The organism is Rhodococcus sp. S3, from assembly GCF_058211795.1.
Genome location: NZ_CM177074.1, coordinates 727153 through 746989 on the forward strand (window position 1 = coordinate 727153; position 19837 = coordinate 746989).

The 19837-nt window shown below is 70.5% G+C and carries 5 protein-coding genes; all 5 read left to right on the forward strand.

Annotation, left to right across the window (positions count from 1 at the left end):
- Positions 1-73: 73 nt before the first annotated feature.
- The 5 genes from AC0LPE_RS03425 (at position 74) to entS (ending at position 19822) form a co-directional block, all read left to right on the forward strand.
- Positions 74-7828: an amino acid adenylation domain-containing protein gene (locus tag AC0LPE_RS03425; RefSeq protein ID WP_490605601.1), complete on the forward strand. Its 7755-nt coding sequence runs from the start codon at positions 74-76 to the stop codon at positions 7826-7828.
- Positions 7829-7922: 94 nt separating this feature from the next.
- Complete coding sequence (locus tag AC0LPE_RS03430; protein ID WP_490605602.1) at positions 7923-8951, forward strand: ABC transporter substrate-binding protein; 1029 nt, start codon at positions 7923-7925, stop codon at positions 8949-8951.
- A gap of 111 nt (positions 8952-9062) precedes the next feature.
- Positions 9063-18299, forward strand: coding sequence for an amino acid adenylation domain-containing protein (locus tag AC0LPE_RS03435; protein WP_490605603.1), 9237 nt, complete (start codon positions 9063-9065; stop codon positions 18297-18299).
- A 40-nt stretch (positions 18300-18339) separates the two neighbouring features.
- The gene (locus tag AC0LPE_RS03440) at positions 18340-18561 is read left to right on the forward strand and encodes a phosphopantetheine-binding protein (protein WP_059382429.1); all 222 of its coding nucleotides are present in this window, start codon (positions 18340-18342) and stop codon (positions 18559-18561) included.
- A gap of 10 nt (positions 18562-18571) precedes the next feature.
- Entirely contained in the window at positions 18572-19822 is a 1251-nt protein-coding gene (entS, locus tag AC0LPE_RS03445; RefSeq protein ID WP_490605604.1) for an enterobactin transporter EntS, read from the forward strand.
- Positions 19823-19837 lie beyond the last annotated feature (15 nt).

The following is a 19837-nucleotide window of genomic DNA, read 5'->3' on the forward strand; positions in this document are numbered from 1 at the left end:
CGGCGCCGCAGCGCGCACATCAGCGGATTCCGTTCCCAGCCAATCGTTTCGATCGAAGGAAAGAGGATCTCCAGTGCCCCTTGCCGGCCCGGACGCCTCACGGCTCGCCCTGTCGCGCGCACAGTCGGGCGTATGGTTCGCCCAGCAACTGAACCCCGACAACCCGCTGTTCAACACCTCGGAATGTATCGAACTGCGAGGCGCGGTCGACGAGGAAGCGCTGGTCACGGCGGTTTCCGCGGCGGCCTCCGAGGCCGAGGTGCTGGTCGCCGGGTTCGAGACCCTCGCCGACGGTACAGTCGTCCAGATTCCCGGTGCGCGCACGCTCGATCTCGCCCCGACCGTCGACCTCACCTCTGCGGCGGACCCCTGGCGGGCGGCCCACGAGTGGATGGCGCGCGACCTCGAACGGCCCGTCGACCTGTCGGTGGATCCGTGCGTCCGCGCCGCGGTCCTGCGACTCGCCGACGATCACGTCCTGCTCTACCTGCGTGCCCACCACATCGTCCTCGACGCCTTCGGGTTCTCGCTGTTCAACCGGCGCATCGCCGAGCGCTACACCGCCGCTGTGGCCGGCACGGAAGTTGCTGCCGCACGGTTCGATTCGGTCGAAAAGCTGATACGGGAGGAATCGGACTATCGCGACTCGGCCGACTTCGACGCCGACCGTGACTTCTGGAGCGCGTACCTCGACGGCGTGGACGAAGCGGTCGCCCTCCGGCCCGGCCCGGGTGGCATCGCACGACGCTCCCGTGGCGCGCGCTTCACCCTCGACGCCGACCGCCAGCGCGGTCTGGTGGCCCTGGGCAAGGAGGTCGGTGCGAGCTGGGGCGACGCGGTCACCGCGCTCGTCGCCGCCTACCTGCGCGGAGCGACCGGCCGCGAGGACCTCACACTCGGTTTCCCCGTCATGAACCGGCTCGGCAGCGCCGCACTGCGGGTGCCGATCACCGCGGTCAATGTCGTTCCGCTGCGCCTGAATCCGACCGCCTCGGCCACGCTCGTCGATCTCGTAGCTCAGGTTCGCGACGGAGTGGCGCTGTGCCGCAGCCACTATCGTTACCGCACCGAGGACATCCAGCGCGACCTGCGACTACCCACCGGATCCCGCGGCGTCATCGGCCCGTCGGTCAACGTCAAGCCGTTCGGCGACTCGCTCCGGTTCGGCGACATGCGTGCGGCCGTGCACTCGGTGGCCCGAGGACCCCTGCAGGACTTCATGGTCACCGTGCGGCCGCTCGACGGCAGTGCCGGACTCGAGGTGTTCGTCGACGTCGACGCCGACGTCTACAGCGAGGCGGATCTGACGATCCACACCGAGCGACTGGAGATGCTGTTCGGCTCGGTGGCAGAGCGGGGTCTGCACACCCCGCTCGCGCAGGTGTCCGTCCTGACCGCCGACGAGCGACGGACGATCCTCGACGACTGGAGCCACAGCCCGGACATCCCGTTCGACCCCGACCTGACCCTCGTCGACCTGCTGCGAGAGAGGATCGAGGCGGCCCCCGACGCACCGGCCGCGGCGGACACCCATGTGACGCTCACCTACGCACAGTTCGGCGCCCGGGTGCACCGTCTGGCCCGCCACCTCGCCTCGAGCTTCGATCTCGACCGGCCGCACGCGCGGGTCGCGCTCGCGCTGCCCCGCACCGTCGACGCGCTGATCGCCATCCACGCCGTCCTCGAGACCGGCGCCGCCTACGTCCCGCTCGACGTCGACCAGCCCCTCGAACGCCTCGCCCACATCCTCGGCTCCACCGACCCCGTCTGCGTCCTCACCACCCGCACGACCGACGACCGGGTCGCCGAGGTGACGGGGGCGCCGCAGCGTGTCGTGCTCGAGGATCTCGACCTCGACGCCGTGTCCGACGCTCCGCTCGACGACGCGGAACGCGGTCCGCTGACACCCGACTCGATCGCCTACGTGATCCACACGTCCGGCTCCACCGGCAGACCGAAGGGCGTCGTCGTACCCCACCGCGGGCTGGTCAACCTGTTCCACAGCCACCGCGCCCAGGTGTTCACCCGCGCCGCCCGAGAGGCCGGCCGCAAATCCGTCCGCCTCGGACTGGCCTGGTCGCTCGCGTTCGACGCGTCGTGGCAGCCGCTGCTGTGGATGCTCGCCGGGCACACCGTCGACATCGTCGACGAGGCGACCCAGCGCGACCCGGCGGCACTCGCACGCCGCGCCCTCGACGAGGGATGGGATTTCGTCGAGTTCTCACCGAGCCAGCTCGAGCAGTTCGTCGACGACGGCCTGTTCCCGGACGGCACCGTGCCCACCCTCGGTTTCGGCGGCGACGCCGTCTCCGAGCGGTTGTGGAGCCGCCTGCGCGAACGCCGGGGTGCGGCCTTCAACTTCTACGGCCCCACCGAGTGCAGCGTCGACGTCCTCGTCGCGGAGGTCGCCGACGCCGAGACACCGGTCGTCGGCCGCCCCGTCGCGAACCTGCGCGTCCACGTCCTCGACGCGGGACTCGCCCCCGTGCCGGCCGGAACCGAGGGCGAGCTGTACGTGGCCGGACCGGGCGTGGTCCGGGGATATCTCGACGCACCCGCCCTCACCGCCACGAGGTTCGTCGCGAATCCGTACTCGGAGGACTCCTCCGGTCCGTACGCCCGCCTGTACCGCACCGGCGATCTCGTGCAGTGGACCGAGGACGGCCGGCTCGTCTACCGCGGCCGGGTCGACAACCAGGTCAAGGTCCGGGGATTCCGCATCGAACTCGGTGAGGTCGACGCCGCCCTGCTGCGCATCCCCGGCGTGTCCCGCGCCGCGACCGTGGTGCGCACCGATCCTTCCGGCACCGCGCAACTCGTCGGTTATCTCGTCGGTCAGGACGTGCCCGAACCGGTCGAGGCCCGCCGTCTCGTCGCCGAGTTCCTGCCCGGATACATGGTTCCCGCGGCCCTCGTCGTCCTCGACGAGATGCCGTTGACCTCCAACGGCAAGCTCGACCGCAAGGCGCTGCCCGAACCGGACTTCTCGTCGATGGTCTCGTCCCGCGTCGCGGAGACCGAGACCGAACGGGCACTGTGCCGCATCTACGCCGAGATCCTGGGGCTCGACACGGTGGGCGCCGACGACGACTTCTTCGCCCTCGGCGGGCACTCGCTCAGCGCCGCGAAGCTGCTCGCCCGGATCCGCGACGAGCTCGGTGTGGAGCTGCCGATCCGTACGGTCTTCGACCATCCGCAGGTCGTCGCGCTCGCCGTCCACTGCAGCAACGGTGCGGACACCGCCCCGGACCGGCCTGTGCTCGTCCCGCGCGGTGGGACCGATCCTGCACCCCAGTCCCTTGCTCCACTGTCGTATGCGCAGCAGCGGCTGTGGTTCATGTACCGCATGGAAGGGCCCAGCCCTACCTACAACGTCCCCATCACCGTCGACCTGCACGGACCCGTCGATCCGGATGCTTTGCGGCACGCGGTCTCCGACGTGCTCGCACGCCACGAGAGCCTGCGCACCGTCCTCGTCGACCGCGACGGCGTGGGGATGCAGCACGTGCGCGGAACAGAAGAGATCGCAGTTCCTTTCGCGGTCGAGGCCGTCGACCGCGACGCGCTCACCGGCCGCCTGCACTCCGAGGCCCGGCACGCGTTCGATCTCGAACGCGAGATCCCGCTGCGGATCCGGTTGTTCACGATCGCGCCCGACGAGCACGTGATGCTCGTGCTCGCCCACCACATCGCGAGCGACGAACTGTCCACGCCGCTGCTGCTGCGCGATCTCGGCAGCTTCTACTCCGCGCACGTACGCGGCGACTCCCACGAGCCGGCACCGCTGCCCGTGCAGTACGCCGACTACGCGATCTGGCAACGGGAACTTCTCGGCGACCAGGGCGACGAGAACTCGCTCGCTGCACGACAACTCGCGTTCTGGCGCGAGGAGCTCGAGGGCCTCCCGGCCGAACTCGACCTCCCCGTCGACCGTCCGCGCCCGGCCGTGGCCTCCTACGCGGGTGGCGGTGTCGAGCACCGGGTCCCGGCCGGCCGCGCGGCGACGATCCGGGAGGCCGCCCGCACGACCGGCACGACGATGTTCATGATGGTGCACGCGGCGGTCGCGGTCGCACTGTCGCACAGCGGCGCGGGAGAGGACATCCCGCTCGGCTCGCCCACCGCGGGACGGTCCGCCCCCGAGCTCGACGATCTCGTCGGCTTCTTCGTCAACATGGTGGTGCTGCGCACCGACCTCTCGGGCGACCCCACGGTGCGCGAGCTGCTCGCCCGGATCAAGGACACCGACGTCGCGGCATACTCGCACCAGGAGGTCCCGTTCGACCGCGTCGTGGAGACGCTCGAGCCCGAGCGCAGCGCCGCCCGGCACCCGCTGTTCCAGGTGATGGTGCAGTACCAGAGCCCGCCCGCGATCACGGGATTCGACGAGCTGACGCCGACACCCTCGTTCGTCGCGAACGACACCGCGATGTTCGACCTCACCTTCGACGTCATCGAGGAATCCGGCGGCGGTCTGTGCGTGCGCGTCGAGTACGCCCGCGACCTGTTCGACGAGTCGTCCGCCGAGGCCTTCGCCGCGCGGGTCGAGCGGGCGTTCGCTGCCGTGTGCGCCGATCCGGACGCGAGACTCTCGCAGCTCGATCTGCTCACCGCCGCCGAGCGAGAGGTGCTGCGTGCCGGTGATGCCACCGCGCTCCCGGATCCGTCCGGCCCGCGTAACCTGCCCGCACTGTTCACCCGCTCCGTGGAGCGCTACGGCGACGAGACCGCGCTGGTCACGCCGTCGAGCCGCCTGACCTTCCGCGACCTCGACGCCTGGTCCGACCGGATCGCCCGTCACCTCGTCGCCGACGGGATCGGTCCCGAAGACATCGTGGGACTGAGTCTTCCGCGGGAATCCGTGCTGGTCGCGGCGATCCTCGGCGTGTGGAAGTCGGGAGCGGCGTATCTGGTGCTCGACCAGGAACAGCCGGTGGAGCGGAACGAGTACATGCTCCGCGACGCCGGTGTGGGTGTCGTACTCGATGCCGACGCGGTCGGATCGATCACCGATCACCGCCCGGACGTGCACCTGCCGGTCGTGCATCCGGACACCACCGCCTATCTCGTCTACACCTCCGGATCCACCGGCACCCCGAAGGGCGTGGTGGTGCCGCACCGCGGTGTCGTGAACCTGTGGGAGACGGTGCGCACCCGTACCGTCGGCGATCCCGCGACGCGCCGCCGCACCGTGCTGCTGAGCTACACCTTCGCGTTCGACTCGTCCGTCGAGCCTCTCCTCGCGATGCTGGGCGGCCACACCGTGCACGTGCTCGCCGAGGACCTCATGGCCGATGCCGAGGGCATCGTCCGGTACGTCCGGGAACACCGCATCGACGCGCTCGACTGCGGTCCGGTGCTCGCCGGTCGACTGCTCGCCGAGGGACTCCTCGACCCCGCCGCACCGCATCGTCCCGAGTCGATGGTGCTCGGCGGCGAAGCGGTACCCGGTGACCTGTGGACGCAGCTCGCCGCGGAAACCGATGTGCGTGTGAGCAACATGTACGGTCCGACGGAATGCACCGTCGACGCGACCGGCGTCGTACTCACCCCGGGAAGCATCCCGAACATCGGAACCCCGATCCACGGCGGCCGGGTGTACGTCCTCGACGCGTACCTGCGGCAGGTGCCCCCGGGCGTGCCCGGCGAACTGTATGTCGGTGGTCCGCACGTCACTCGCGGTTATCTCGGCCGGAGCGCGCAGACCGCGGGACGGTTCGTGGCCGACCCCTTCGACGCCGACGGCGAGCGTCTGTACCGCACCGGCGATCTGGTGCGCTGGAGGGTCTCCCGGACCGACGGCCCGGTGCTCGACTATCTCGGCCGGACCGACGACCAGGTGAAGATCCGCGGCTTCCGCATCGAACTCGGCGAGATCGAGACCGTGCTCGGCGGCCATCCCGCGGTGAGTGCCGTGGCGGTCGTGGTCCGCGAGGACGAACCGGGCCGCAAACGGCTCGTCGCCTATGCGGCCGGAACGGCGGACCCCGACACCCTCCGGATGTACGTCGCCGACCGGCTGCCCGACCACATGGTTCCCGCCGTCACGGTCGTGCTCGACGAACTGCCGGTCACCCGCAACGGAAAGATCGACCGCAGAGCGCTTCCCGAGCCGGTCTTCACCCCGGCCACCGAGAGTCGCCTGCCGGCGGACGAACTCGAACAGCGCCTGTGCGAGCTGACGGCGGGGGTGCTCGGACTCGACGCCGTGGGCCCCGACGACGACTTCTTCGCTCTCGGTGGCGATTCGATCGTCTCCATCCAGTTGGTGTCCGCGGCGCGCGCCACCGGGATCCGGTTCACTGCACGACACGTCTTCGAACACCGCAGTCCGGCGGGACTCGCCCGCGTCGCAGAGATCGAGGACGGACCCGGGACGGTCGACGTCGAGGCGGCACTCGGGGAGGTCCCGGCAACCCCGATCGTCCACGACATGCTCGACCGCGGTGGACCGTACGCCCGCTACGCGCAGTCGCGGCTGCTCCTCGCGCCCGCAGGACTGACGCTCGAGCGGCTGACCGACGGCGTCCAGGCGCTGCTCGACACGCACGACGCCCTGCGGGCCGTCTTCGATCCGCAGGCACGCACGTTCGACGTCCGCCCGGTCGGTTCCGTCGATGCCGGGGATGTCGTGACCCGCGTGGATATCTCGAACTCGACCGACCTGCAGGAGGTGATCGTCGCCGCGACCGGGACCGCCTACGCCGAACTCGATCCCACCGCCGGCGCGCTCGTGCGCGTGATCTTCTTCGACGCCGGTCCCGACGCGCCGGGGCGGGTGTTCGTCGCGGTGCACCACCTCGTCGTCGACGGTGTGTCGTGGCGGATCCTGGTGCCCGACCTCGCCGGTGCGGTCGACGGTGTCGCCCCGGTCCGCGCAGGTACGTCGCTGCGCCGCTGGGCGCGGGGACTGCTCGACGGGGTGCCGGCGCGCAGATCAGAACTGTCGCTGTGGCGGCGGATCCTTGCCCCGGCGGGACGCGTGCGTCTGGCGTCCGGGGATCCGGATCCCGTGCGGCACACCATGGCGGACACCGCGAAGGTGCAGGTCGAAGTTCCGTCCGAACTCACCGATGCGCTGCTCACCACCGTGCCCGAGCGGTTCCACGCCGGCGTCGAGGACGTCCTGCTCACGGCTCTGGCGTTGGCGTCCGCGCGGGTGTGCGGCGACGGGGCGGTCGCGGTCGACCTCGAAGGACACGGCCGGGAGGAACAGGCCGTTCCGGGGGCGGATCTGTCGCGCACGGTGGGCTGGTTCACCACGCTCTATCCGGTGCGCCTCGACGTCGGAGGACTCGACGTCGCCGACGCGTACGCCGGGGGCGCGAGCGCGGGCGACGCGCTGAAACGCGTGAAGGAGCAATTGCGGGAGATCCCGGACAGCGGAATCGGATTCGGGATGTTGCGACATCTCGACCCGGTGGGTGCCCCGGAACTCGCGAGCGTCGGTGCCGTGGACATCGGATTCAACTACCTCGGCCGGTTCACGCTGGGTGAGACCGAGGGGCAGGCATGGGCCGGTGCCCCGGAGAGTTCGGCGCTCGGCGGTGCCACCGAAGCCGACATGCCCGTGGCACACGCCGTCGAGATCGGTGTGCTCACCGACGATTCCGGAGCCGATCCGATGCTGCGCGGAATGTTCGGGTACAGCCCCGATCTCGTTCCTGCGGAGACGGTGTCGGCGTTGGCCGACGAGTGGGTCGCGGCGCTGCGTGCGCTCGCCGGGCACGCGTCGGACGAGGACGCGGGCGGGTTCACACCGTCCGACCTCACGCTCGACGACCTCGACCAGTCGGAGATCGACGATTTCGCGCTCGAATTCGGCTGAGGGTGGAGCGCTTGGCGGGGCGGTCTCTTTCGGTTAGCCTAACCAATCGTGACCGGGGCAACGCGCCCCGGCGAGAGACTCTGGGAGTACAACGATGCGCGTTCTGGAACGCAAGCGCGCGCGGGGCGCCGCGGCGCTCGGCGCGGCAGCTCTGCTGGCCGTCGGACTTGTGGGATGTTCGAGCGACGGCGACAGCAGCAGCGCGGAGAGCGGCACCGACTCCGCCGCGACGCGCACCTTCGAAGCGCAGAACGGCAGCATCGAGACCCCGGCCGACCCGCAGCGGATCGTGTCCTGCGGCTACGCGACCCTCCCGCTCATCCAGGCCGGCGCGAATCTGGCCGCCGTGTGCGAGTGGAGCCGCGAGCTCGACAACATGGACGAGGAAACCCTCGCCGCCTACGAGGCGCTGCCGAAGGTCGCTCCCGACGGTGCCGTCTCGGAACTCAACTACGAGGCCGTCACCGCCGCAGATCCCGACCTCATCATCATGGGCGTCCCGGCCCGCGTGCAGGAGCAGGTCGACGTGGCCAAGCTCGAGGCGCTCGCCCCGGTGGTCTTCGTCGGACTCACGGTTCCGGGCGAGTGGCGTGAACTCGGTGAGCAGTACGCCGATGCCGCGAACGTCAGCGACTCCTACGGGGAGTTCAAGGAGGAGTACGAGACTCGCGCCGCCGAGATCGCCGACAAGTACGCCGGCTCGCTCGGGGGCCTGAAGTTCGCCGGCGTCTGCGGTGTGTGCGGTACCGAGCCCGGTGAGTTCTCCCGCGAGTACGCCTCGTCGTACACCACCAACCTGTTCGACGATCTCGGACTCGACTTCTACGGTGAGCCGACCGATCCCGAAGAGGTTCACTCCGAGTACCTGTCGGTCGAGCAGCTGCCCGAGAACCTCGGCGAGGCCGACGTGATCGTCTACGGTGTCAAGGCCGACGGTTCGCTGCCGCCCGAGCTGGAGGAACTGTTCGCCTCCCCGCTGTGGCAGGATCTGCCCGCCGTGAAGGCCGGCAACCTCGTCGCCGTCAAGCACTCCAGTGCGGCGACCTACGAAACTGCACTGCTGGCACTCGATTCCATCGATGCCGAGCTGGAGAAGCTTCCGGCCAACCAGAGCCAGGAGTAGGCGCTGCTGCGGGCCCGCCCCGCACCACCGACCGAACGGCCCCCGACGTCCCCGACGCGGGGGCCGTTCGGCGTCCGTGCCCGAAATGACCGTCCATACCGAAAGCGACAGATGACCCGTTCCACTGCGCTCGAAGACATCGTCCCGCTCTCGCCGCTGCAGCAGGGCCTGCTCTACCTGAGCACCGTTGCGGCGCCGACCGGCTCGACATCCGACGACACGGGTGCGACCGACCCCGACGCCTACACGGTGCAATCGGTGGTGCGGCTCTCGGGCGCGGTCGACGAGGGGCGGATGGCGGCCTCCGCCCAGGCGCTGCTCGACCGTCATCCGGCGCTGCGCACGTGCTTCCGTCCCCGTAAGGACGGCCGTACGGCGGGTCTCGTCGTGTCGGGAGTGGAGAATCTCTGGCGCAGCGAGGATCTGTCCGATCTCGAGCGCGCCGAGGCGGAACAGCGGCTCGCGAGGATCGTCGAGGACGACCTGCACCGATGGTTCGACCTCACGCAGCCGCCTCTCGTGCGCTGGACCTTCGTGCGGTTCGGCGCCGACGAGGTGCGCCTGCTGCTCACCGCCCACCACATCGTCGTCGACGGCTGGTCGTCCCCGATCCTGGTACGCGAGCTGCTCGAGATCTACGCTGCCGGGGGATCGGCGTCGGGTCTGCCGTCCGTACGCCCCTACCGCGACTACCTCGCATGGCTCGGGCGCCAGGACCACGAGGTCGCCCGGTCGCTGTGGCGCGAGGCGCTCGACGGTGTGACCGAGCCGTCGCTCGTGGCGCCGCCGGGTGCGACCCGTTCGTCGGAACGCTGCGCCGAACTCGAGGTACCGGTTCCCGATGGACTCGGAGCACAGCTCGCGGAGCTCACCCGCGCGAGCGGGGTCACCCTCAACACGGTGTTGCAGACCGCGTGGGCGATGCTCCTGTCCGGTCTGCTCGGCCGCGGCGACATCGTCTTCGGCGCGACGGTCTCCGGTCGCCCGCCGGAACTCGTCGGCGTGGAATCGATGGTCGGCCTGTTCATCAACACCGTCCCGGTGCGGGTGCGGCTCGATCCCGCCGCGACCGTCGCCGAGCTGCTGCGACGCGTGCAGCTCGAACAGTCGCGCACCGTCGACCACCAGTATCTGGGCCTGTCCGACGTGCAGCGCGCCGTCGGGATCGGCGAACTGTTCGACACCCTCACCGTGTTCGAGAGCTATCCCGTCGACCGCGACGCCCTCGAGCGAGCGCAGCGCGCCGGGGGAGTGACGATCACCGGTGTCGACGGACGCGACGCCACCAACTATCCGCTGGTCCTCACGGCCGGCATGTCCGACCGGCTCGTCGTCAAGCTCGACCACCGCCCGTCGCTGATCGACTCGGACGAGGCCGCCGCTCTGGGCGCCCGCCTCGTCGCGATCCTCGGGGCCCTGTGTGCCCGGCCCGACGCGCCTGTCGCCGACCTCGACGTCCTGCCGGCCTCGGAACGGGAACGTGTACTCGGAACCTGGTCCACCGCACCCGCGGCACCGTCGAGCGGCACCGTCGCCGACCTGCTCGCGCGCCGGTTCACCACCGGCGCCGACCGCCCCGCAGTAGTGTGCGGTGAGCAGGAATCGTCGTTCGGTGAGCTCGGAGCGGCCTCGGCGCGACTCGCGAGGCTGCTCGTCGACCGCGGGGTGCGACCCGACGACCGGGTCGGTCTCGCGCTTCCCCGGACCGGCGCCATGGTCGACGCGATCATCGCCGTCCTCACCGCCGGAGGCGCCTACCTGCCGCTCGACCCGTCCTATCCCGCCGACCGGTTGAAGCACATGATCACCGACGCGGTACCGCGTCTGGTGATCACCACCGAGACCGTGCGCGCGGGTCTCGGCGACGTGCTCGACGGGGCCGACGTGCTGGTCCTCGACGACCCGGACGTCGAGTCCGCACTGTCGGCGCTGTCGTCCGCTCCGCTCACGGATGCGGACCGGCGCGCTCCGCTCCGTCCCGGCCATCTGGCCTACGTCGTCTACACCTCCGGTTCCACGGGGCTGCCGAAGGGCGTGGCCGTCACGCACGCCAACCTCGCCGACCTGCACGCCGCACAGGCCGCCGGGCCCATGCAGGCCGCCGGTCGTGCGCCGCGTGACGGGCAGTGGCACGTCCTGCTCACCTACCCGTTCGCCTTCGACTCGGCCGTCGCCGCGCTCACCTGGCTCTTCGAAGGCCATGTGCTGCACGTGCTTCCCGATCAGTACCGCGCCGACGTCGACCACATCGTCGACTACGTGCGCACCCACGGCATCGACTACGTCGACACCGTGCCTGTGCTCATGAACCGCCTGCTCGACGCCGGTCTCCTCGAACCCGGCGGGCACGTCCCCGCGACCGTCACGGTGGGCGGCGAAGCGGTGAGTGCCGCGTTGTGGCAGCGCCTCGCCGCGAGCGACGTGGTGGCGACGAACTGCTACGGACCCACCGAGTGCACCGTCGACGCGACCTGTGCGCGCATCGCGGGGGAGACCGTGACGATCGGCGGTCCCACCCCGGGGACGAGCGTGCGGGTCCTGGACCACTGGCTGCGTCCCGTGCCCACGGGAGTGGCCGGTGAGTTGTACGTTGCCGGAAACGGCGTCACCCGAGGCTATCTCGGCCGGCACGGCCTGACCGCGACGCGTTTCGTCGCCGATCCGCACGGGCCGGCGGGTGCCCGCATGTACCGCACCGGCGACGTCGTGCGGTGGACGGACGACGGCACACTCGAATACGTCGGGCGCGACGACGACCAGGTCAAGATCCGAGGATTCCGAGTGGAACCCGGCGAGATCGAGACCGCGCTCACCGCGCATCCGGCCGTGCGGAACGCCGTGGTGGTCCCGCACACCGACGATCGGGGGACCACCCGCCTCGTCGGGTACATCGTCGGTGACGGACCCGATACCGCCGAGGTGCGGGCCGTGCTCGCCGGCCGGCTGCCGGACTACATGGTGCCGGCCGTGCTCGTCGCTCTTCCCGTCCTTCCACTGACGGCCAACGGCAAGGTCGACCGGAAGGCGTTGCCCGAACCCGACTTCTCGTCGCTGGCGGGTGCCGGTGAACCGCGCACCGAGACCGAGCGTACGCTGTGCGCCACCGTCGGCGACGTTCTCGGCCTCGACCGCGTCGGGGTGCACGACGACTTCTTCGCCCTCGGAGGCGATTCGATCGTCTCCATCCAGCTGGTGTCGCGGTTGCGTGCGGCCGGGCTGCGCGTGACGGCCCGTCAGGTCTTCGAACTGCGTACCGCCGCCGCGCTCGCCGCAGCGTGCGAGGCACCCGCCGAGGAGCCCCGGCGAGCCCGGACGGCGGCGACCGGCCCGGTGCTCGTCACGCCGATCGTGCACGAATCCCTTGCGTCCGGATCGTTCGACTCGCTGCGCCGGTTCACCCAGTCGCGGGTGCTCGTCGCCCCCGTGGGTCTGCGGGAGGCGGATCTCGTCGCGGGTGTGCGGGCGCTGCTCGCGGCTCACCCGATGCTGCGGTCGCGGTTCACCGTCGGCGACTCCGGACCGTCGTGGATCGTGCCCGAGGACCTTCCGGAGGCCGCGACGCTCGTCCGGCGAGTGGATGTCGCGACCACGGACCAGGTCTCGTGGAACGACGTCATCGCCGAGGCGTCGGCGGAGGCCGTCGACTGCCTCGACCCCGAGGCCGGGGTCATGCTCCGCGTGGTCTTCCTCGACCCGGGACCGCAGCGGGCCGGGCGCATCGTCGTCGTCGCGCACCATCTCGTCGTCGACGGCGTGTCGTGGCGGATCCTGGTGCCCGACCTCGCCGGTGCCGTCGACGCAACCACCCGCGGGGAGACCCCCGCGCCGGAGGACACCGGGACGTCCTTCCGGGAATGGGCGGAAGCGCTCGTCGAGGCCGCCTCGTCCGAGCGGATCACCGGATCGTGGCCGATCCGGGAATCCGCCCTCGCCGTCGAGGGGGCGCCCGCGGTGGGAAGCCGCCTCCTGGACCCGCAGCGCGACATCGTGTCGACCTCGGCGTCCGTCGAGATCGACGTGCCGATCGACGTCACCGAACGCATCCTCACCACGGTGCCGTCCGCCTTCGGTATCGGCACCGGAGATGTGCTGCTCGCGGCCCTCGCCCTCGCCGTCACCGACGTCTGCGGCGGATCCGCCCTGCGAGTGCATCTCGAGGGTCACGGCCGCGAAGAACAGGTCGTGCCCGGCGCCGACCTGTCGCGCACCGTCGGATGGTTCACCTCCCTGTACCCCGTGACGGTCGAACTCGGTAGAGACCGTGCGCTCGACGGCGGTGATCCGCTCCGGGCCGTCGCCCACGCGACCGAGTCGCTGAAGCGGATCCCCGACAACGGGATCGGCTTCGGTCTGTTGCGCTTCCTCGGTGACGACCGCGACCGCTTCGCGGGCTACCGGGCCCCGGAGGTGATGTTCAACTACCTCGGCCGGATGACCCTCGGCGACACCGCCGACTCCGCGTGGTCGGCCGCACCGGAGGTGGCCGCGCTCGGTGGTTCCGTCGACCCGGCCATGCCGCTCGACCACGTCCTCGACGTCAACGCGATCACGGAGGACGGACCGGACGGACCCGCGCTGTCGGCGGTGTTCACCTATGCGACCGGTGCGCTCGACGCCGATCGGGCCCGTCGGATCGGGCAGCGCTGGCTCGCGGCACTGCGCCTCCTCACCGACGCGGTCGCCAGCGGTGCCGAGGGCGCCCCCGTGCCGTCGATGCTCACCGCGTCCGGGCTGTCCGTCGACGAGGTGCTCGCGCTGCACGCCGAGGATCCGGACGGCATCGAGGACGTCGTGCCGCTGACACCCCTGCAGCGCGGCATGTACTTCCTGGCCGGACTGGACGAGCCGTCGGGCTCGGGCAGTGTCGCCGAGGGTGTCGATGTCTACACGATGCAGACCGACCTCGCCCTCGACGGTCGCGTCGACGCCGATACGATGCAGCGCTCGGTGCGTGCACTCGTCGATCGGCACGCCGTGCTGCGCACCGGATATCGACTCGGCGCAGCGGGTGAACCGATCGGCGTCGTCCGTCGTACCGCCGAACCGCACTGGGAGGTCGTCGATCTCGGGGACGTCGAGCCCGGCGAACTCGACACGCGGGTGGCGGAACTGCTCGCCGCCGACCGCGCCCGCAGGTTCGATCTCGCGGCCGCACCGCTGGTGCGCTTCACGCTGGTGGTCGCGGGACCGTCGCGGGCGCGACTGCTGTTCACGATGCACCATCTCGTCTCCGACGGCTGGTCCACCCCGCTGCTCGTGCAGGAACTCCTGCAGATCTACGCCGCCGGCGGATCCGCCGCCGGACTCGCGCCGGTCGCGCCGTTCTCGGACTACCTCGACTGGCTCGGCGAACAGGACGTCGCGGCCGGTGTCGAGGTGTGGCGCGAGTTGCTCGACGGTGTGGACGAACCCACCCTCGTCGCGCCGTCCGGCACGGCGCTGCGACCGGAGTTCCCCGCCGAACTGACGGTCGCCGTGCCGGACGGACTGTCGCGGCGACTCGTCGAGGCGAGCCGCGCACACGGCGTCACGGTCAACGGACTCGTCCGGACCGCCTGGGGTCTTCTCGTCGGATCGCTCACCGGTAGAACCGATGTCGTCTTCGGTGCGATCGTCTCCGGGCGCGTCCCCGACGTGCCGGGCGTGGAATCGATGATCGGCCTGTTCATCAACACCGTCCCGGTGCGCGTCCGCACGCAGGCGGAGGAGTCGATCACCGATCTCGTCACGCGCACGCACGCCACACAGAACCGTGTGATGGACCACCAGTACGTGGGTCTCGCCGACATCCAGCGTGCCGTCGGGATCGGCGAACTGTTCGACACCCTGCTCGTCTTCGAGAACTATCCCGTCGACCGCGACGCCCTCGACGCGGCGCAGCGGGACGGTGGCGTGCGGGTCGGCTCCGTCGGAGGCTCGGACGCGACGAACTTCCCGCTCGTGCTGGTCGCGGGACTGGAGGACGAACTGCATCTCGGCCTCGAATACCGGACCGATCTGTTCACCGAGGACGACGCCACCGTGCTGGGAGAGAGGCTCGTCCGCATCCTCGATCAGCTCGTCACCGAGAAGCCCGGCACCGTGGCGCAACTCGATGTGCTCACGGCCGCCGAACGCGCCGGTCTGCGCAGCGAGTGGTCGACGACCCCCGCGGCACCGTCGAGCGGAGCGGCGACCGTCGCCGATCTCCTGGCACGGCAGATCGCACGTACCCCGCACGCACCCGCGGTGGTCGCCGACGGCACGACACTGTCGTTCGCGGAACTGGGCCGGCGATCCGCGCGACTCGCGCGGCTTCTCGTCGACGCCGGAGTCGGGCCGGAGACGGTCGTGGGGCTCGCGTTGCCGCGGTCCGAGCACATGGTCGTCGCGATCGCGGCGGCGATCTCGTCGGGTGGCGTGTACGTACCGATGGATCCGTCCTATCCACAGGATCGACTGGCGCACATGGTGTCCGATTCGCGTCCGCAGGTGATCGTCACGGTCGCCTCGGTTCTGGACGGCATCGCACCCGTCGCCGGTGACACGCGGATCGTGGTGCTCGACGATCCCGACCTGCAGCTCGACAGATTCTCCACCGCCCCACTGACGGACGCCGACCGGCGCGGTGCGCTGCGCCCGCACAACGGCGTGTACGTCATCTACACGTCCGGTTCGACGGGGCTGCCGAAAGGTGTCGCGATCACGCACGCGAACCTGCTCAACCTGTTCGAGAGCCACCGCGCGGATCTCTACGTCCCGACCGTCGCGGCCGCCGGACGCGACTCCGTCGGCGTCGGGCACGCATGGTCGTTCGGTTTCGACGCCTCGTGGCAGCCGACCCTGTGGTTGCTCGACGGACACACGGTGCACGTCTTCGACGAGGACACCATGCGTGATCCCGAACGGATGGTCGCGTACACGCTCGAACACGAACTCGACTTCCTCGAGGTCACCCCGTCCTTCCTCGACCGCATGCTCGCGGCGGGACTGTACGAGAGCGGACACCGCCCCGCCTCCGTCGGATTCGGTGGCGAGGCCGTCAATCCGGCGTCGTGGCAGCGACTGCGGGGGGTCACGGACGGGCGGGCCTTCAACCTCTACGGCCCCACCGAATGCACCGTGGACTCACTCATCGGAGCCGTCACGGACGCCGACACACCGTGCCTCGGCCGGGCCGTGCACGGCGCCGGCGCCTACGTCCTCGACGCGATGCTCCGGCCCGTCCCGATGGGCGTGGTCGGCGAACTGTACGTCTCCGGTGCCGGCGTTGCCCGCGGATATCTCGGCCGGCCCGACCTCACGACGGTCCGGTTCGTGCCGAATCCTTTCGCCGACGACGGCAGTCGCATGTACCGCACCGGCGACCTCGTCCGGCGGGTCCGCGGTGCCGACGGCCGGCCCGTGCTCGAATTCCTCGGGCGCGGCGACGACCAGGTCAAGATCCGCGGCTTCCGGGTCGAACTCGGCGAGGTGGAGGCCGCGCTGACCGCGGTGCGTGGCGTGCGGGACGCGGTCGTGAACGCGCACACCGACACTCGTGGAGTGACGCGTCTGGTCGGCTACGTGACCCCGGACGGCGACGTCGATCCGGCGGTCGTTCGTGCCACCGTCGCCGAGCGCCTGCCCGACTACATGATGCCCGCCGTGGTGCTCGTGCTCGACACCTTCCCCGTCACCGCCAACGGCAAGGTCGACCGGAAGGCGCTGCCCGAACCGGACTTCTCGTCGCTGGTCGGCACCAGTGCACCGCGCACCGACACCGAACGGGTCCTGGCCGGACTCGTCGCGGACGTGCTCGGACTCGAACGGGTGGGCATCGACGACGACTTCTTCTCCCTCGGCGGCGACTCGATCGTCTCGATCCAGCTCGTGTCGAAGGTCCGGGCAGAAGGGCTGTGGATCACGACCCGTCAGGTGATCGAACTGCGCACCGTCGAGTCACTCGCGGCTGCGATCGACAGCGACAGCGGACAGAACCGTCCGGCAGCCGTCGGCGACGCCACGGGTGAGGTGACCGTCACGCCGATCGTGTGGGACACCCTCGAACAGTGGACCGGTCTGTCCCGGTTCTCGCAGGTGCGACTGCTCGTCGCGCCGGTCGGGCTCGCGCTCGACACGCTGCGGACCGCGGTCGAGGCGCTCGTGGCCGCCCACCCGATGCTGCGCTCGACCTTCCGGGTCGACGACGAAGGCCGACCGTCGTGGACGGTCCCCGTCACCGTTCCCGACCTCACCACTTCCGTGCGGCGCGTCGACGCCACCGGCCGGGACTGGGACGAGTTGTTCGACGAGGAACGCGAGAACGCCTACGCCGCACTCGATCCCGAGAACGGAGTTATGGTGCAGGTCGTGTGGTTCGACTTCGGGCCGCAGCAGGCCGGACGCGTCCTGATCGTCGTGAACCACCTCGTGGTGGACGGCGTGTCGTGGCGGATCCTCGTCCCCGACCTCGCCGACGCCGTCGAACAGGCCGAGCGTGGAGAGCCGGTGACCCTGTCGTCGAGCGGCACACCCTTCCGGGTGTGGGCGGACGAACTCGCGAAGGCCGCCCGCTCGGAGCGGATCACCGCGTCGTGGTCGGCCTGGCAGCGCGCCGTCGACGCCGACGAACCGATGCTCGGTTCGCGCCCACTCGACCCGGCACGCGACACCGTCTTCTCGACCCGGTCGACCCGCGTGCACCTGCCCGTCGACGTCACCGAACGGGTCCTGGCCGCGGACGTCGTCGACGACATCCTGCTCTCGGCCCTCGCCGTCGCGGTGGCGTCGGTTCGGGGCGGCGACCAGGTCCGTATCGACCTCGAGGGACACGGCCGCGAGGAGCAGGTGGTCCCCGGTGCCGACCTCTCGCGCACGGTCGGCTGGTTCACGTCGATGTATCCGGTGACGGTGGACCTGTCGGAGGTCGACGTGGCGTCCGCGTCCCGGGACACCGACGCCGCGGGCGCGGCGCTGCGCGCGGTGGCACGCGCGTCGCGGGAACGGCCCGACAACGGCATCGGTTTCGGCCTGCTGCGTCGACTGAACCCGGACTTCGGCGACCGCTTCGCCCGGTACGTGCCGCCGGCCGTCGTCTTCAACTACCTCGGCCGGCTCACGCTCGGCGAGGCATCCGGCAGCCCGTGGTCGGGCGCACCGGGCGCCGCCGCGATCGGCGGTTCGGTGGATCCGGACATGCCGCTCGACCACGTCCTGCAGGTGGACGCGATCACCGAGGACACCCCGGACGGCGCGGTTCTAGAATGCGAGTTCGCCGCCGCAGCGGACGTGGTCGACGCGGACACGCTCGCCGAGATCGCGCGGATCTGGCAGGACACGGTGCAGGTCGTCGTCGCCGCGAGAGAACTGACGGGCACCGCTCGATAGAGCGCAACCCGCCTGCACACATCGAAAGAAGGAGAACACCATGCTCGATCGCACTACCGTCCTCGCCGACACCGCCCGGATCCTGGACATCGACGTCGACGAACTCGACCCCTCGGCGAGCCTCGTCGACCAGGGTCTCGACTCCGTCCGGCTGATGGCCCTCGTGGAACAGTGGCGCAGCGCCGGCGTCGAGGTCGACTTCGTGGACCTCGCCTCGGCTCCCGACCTCGAGCAGTGGATCGCGCTGCTCACCCGCGGATGAGCGGGTGATCGTGGCCGTCTTCGAGAAGCTCCTCATCGACATCGACCCGCTGCGGACCAGCCGCGAGTTCCGGTACCTGTTCACCGCACGCGTCGTCTCGCTGTTCGGTCTCGGTTTCCTCATCGTGGCCGTGCCCGTGCAGGTGTACCAGCTCACCGGCTCGACGGCGCAGGTCGCTGCCGTGTCCGCGGTGATCGGTGTGACCACCTTCGGGGCCACCTTCGCGGGCGGGGTGCTCGCCGACCGGTACGACCGGCGGAACGTCATCGCCCTCGCCCGCGGCACCGCGGGCGTCGCCTTCGCGCTGCTGGCGATCAACGCGTTCCTGCCCGAACCGCAGATGTGGGCGATCTACGTGCTCGCCGTCGTCGACGGCATCGCGGGCGGGATCTCGGCGACCGCACTCATGGCCGTCACCCCCAGCCTGATCCCGCGCGACAAGCTCGCCGCGGCCGGCGCGCTCATGGCGCTCACCGCCGACCTCGGCTCCATGATCGGCCCGGCGCTCGGCGGTGTCGTCATCGCCGCCGGTGGTGTGGGTGTGGCCTACGCGCTCGCGGCGTTCACCACCGCGATCACCACCTTCTGCATCACCCGCCTGCCGTCGCTGCCCCCGACGCATGTCGCGGAGGAATCACCGCTGAAGTCGGTGGTCTCGGGCTTCCGGTACGCGGCACACAACCGCGTGGTGGGGCAGGTGCTGATCGTCGGGTTCCTCGCGATGCTGCTCTCCGGCTGGGCCGTGCTGATCCCGGAGTTCGCCGACGAGGTGCTCGGCGTCGGACCGTCGGTGGTCGGCCTGCTCTACACCGCGCCCGCAGTCGGAGCCGTGATCGGCTCGCTGACCAGCGGCTGGACCGGATCGATCCGCCGGTACGGGCTGGTGGTCTACCTGCTCATGGCGGTCTCCGCCGCCGGTCTGGTGGGTGCCGGCGCGACCGGGGTCCTCGCCGTCGTGCTGCTCGGCCTCGCCGCGCACGGTTTCGGCGACTCGCTCGCGGACGTCGTGCGGTACGCGACCGTCCAGCGCAACACCTCCGACGAGTACCGCGGACGGATCGCGGCCGTGTGGGGTGCGCAGGTGACGGCCGGTACCTCCGTCGGCGCGGTCGCGGCGGGCGTCGTGGCTTCGCTGGTGCCGATCTCGATGGCCCTGACCGTCTACGGCGTGGCCGGTGTGGTGATCATCGCGATCATGTTCGTCGCGACCCCGACGCTGCGGCGGTTCGAGGACGCGGGCGATCTCGAATCTGTGGGCTGACCTGCGGGTCGACGA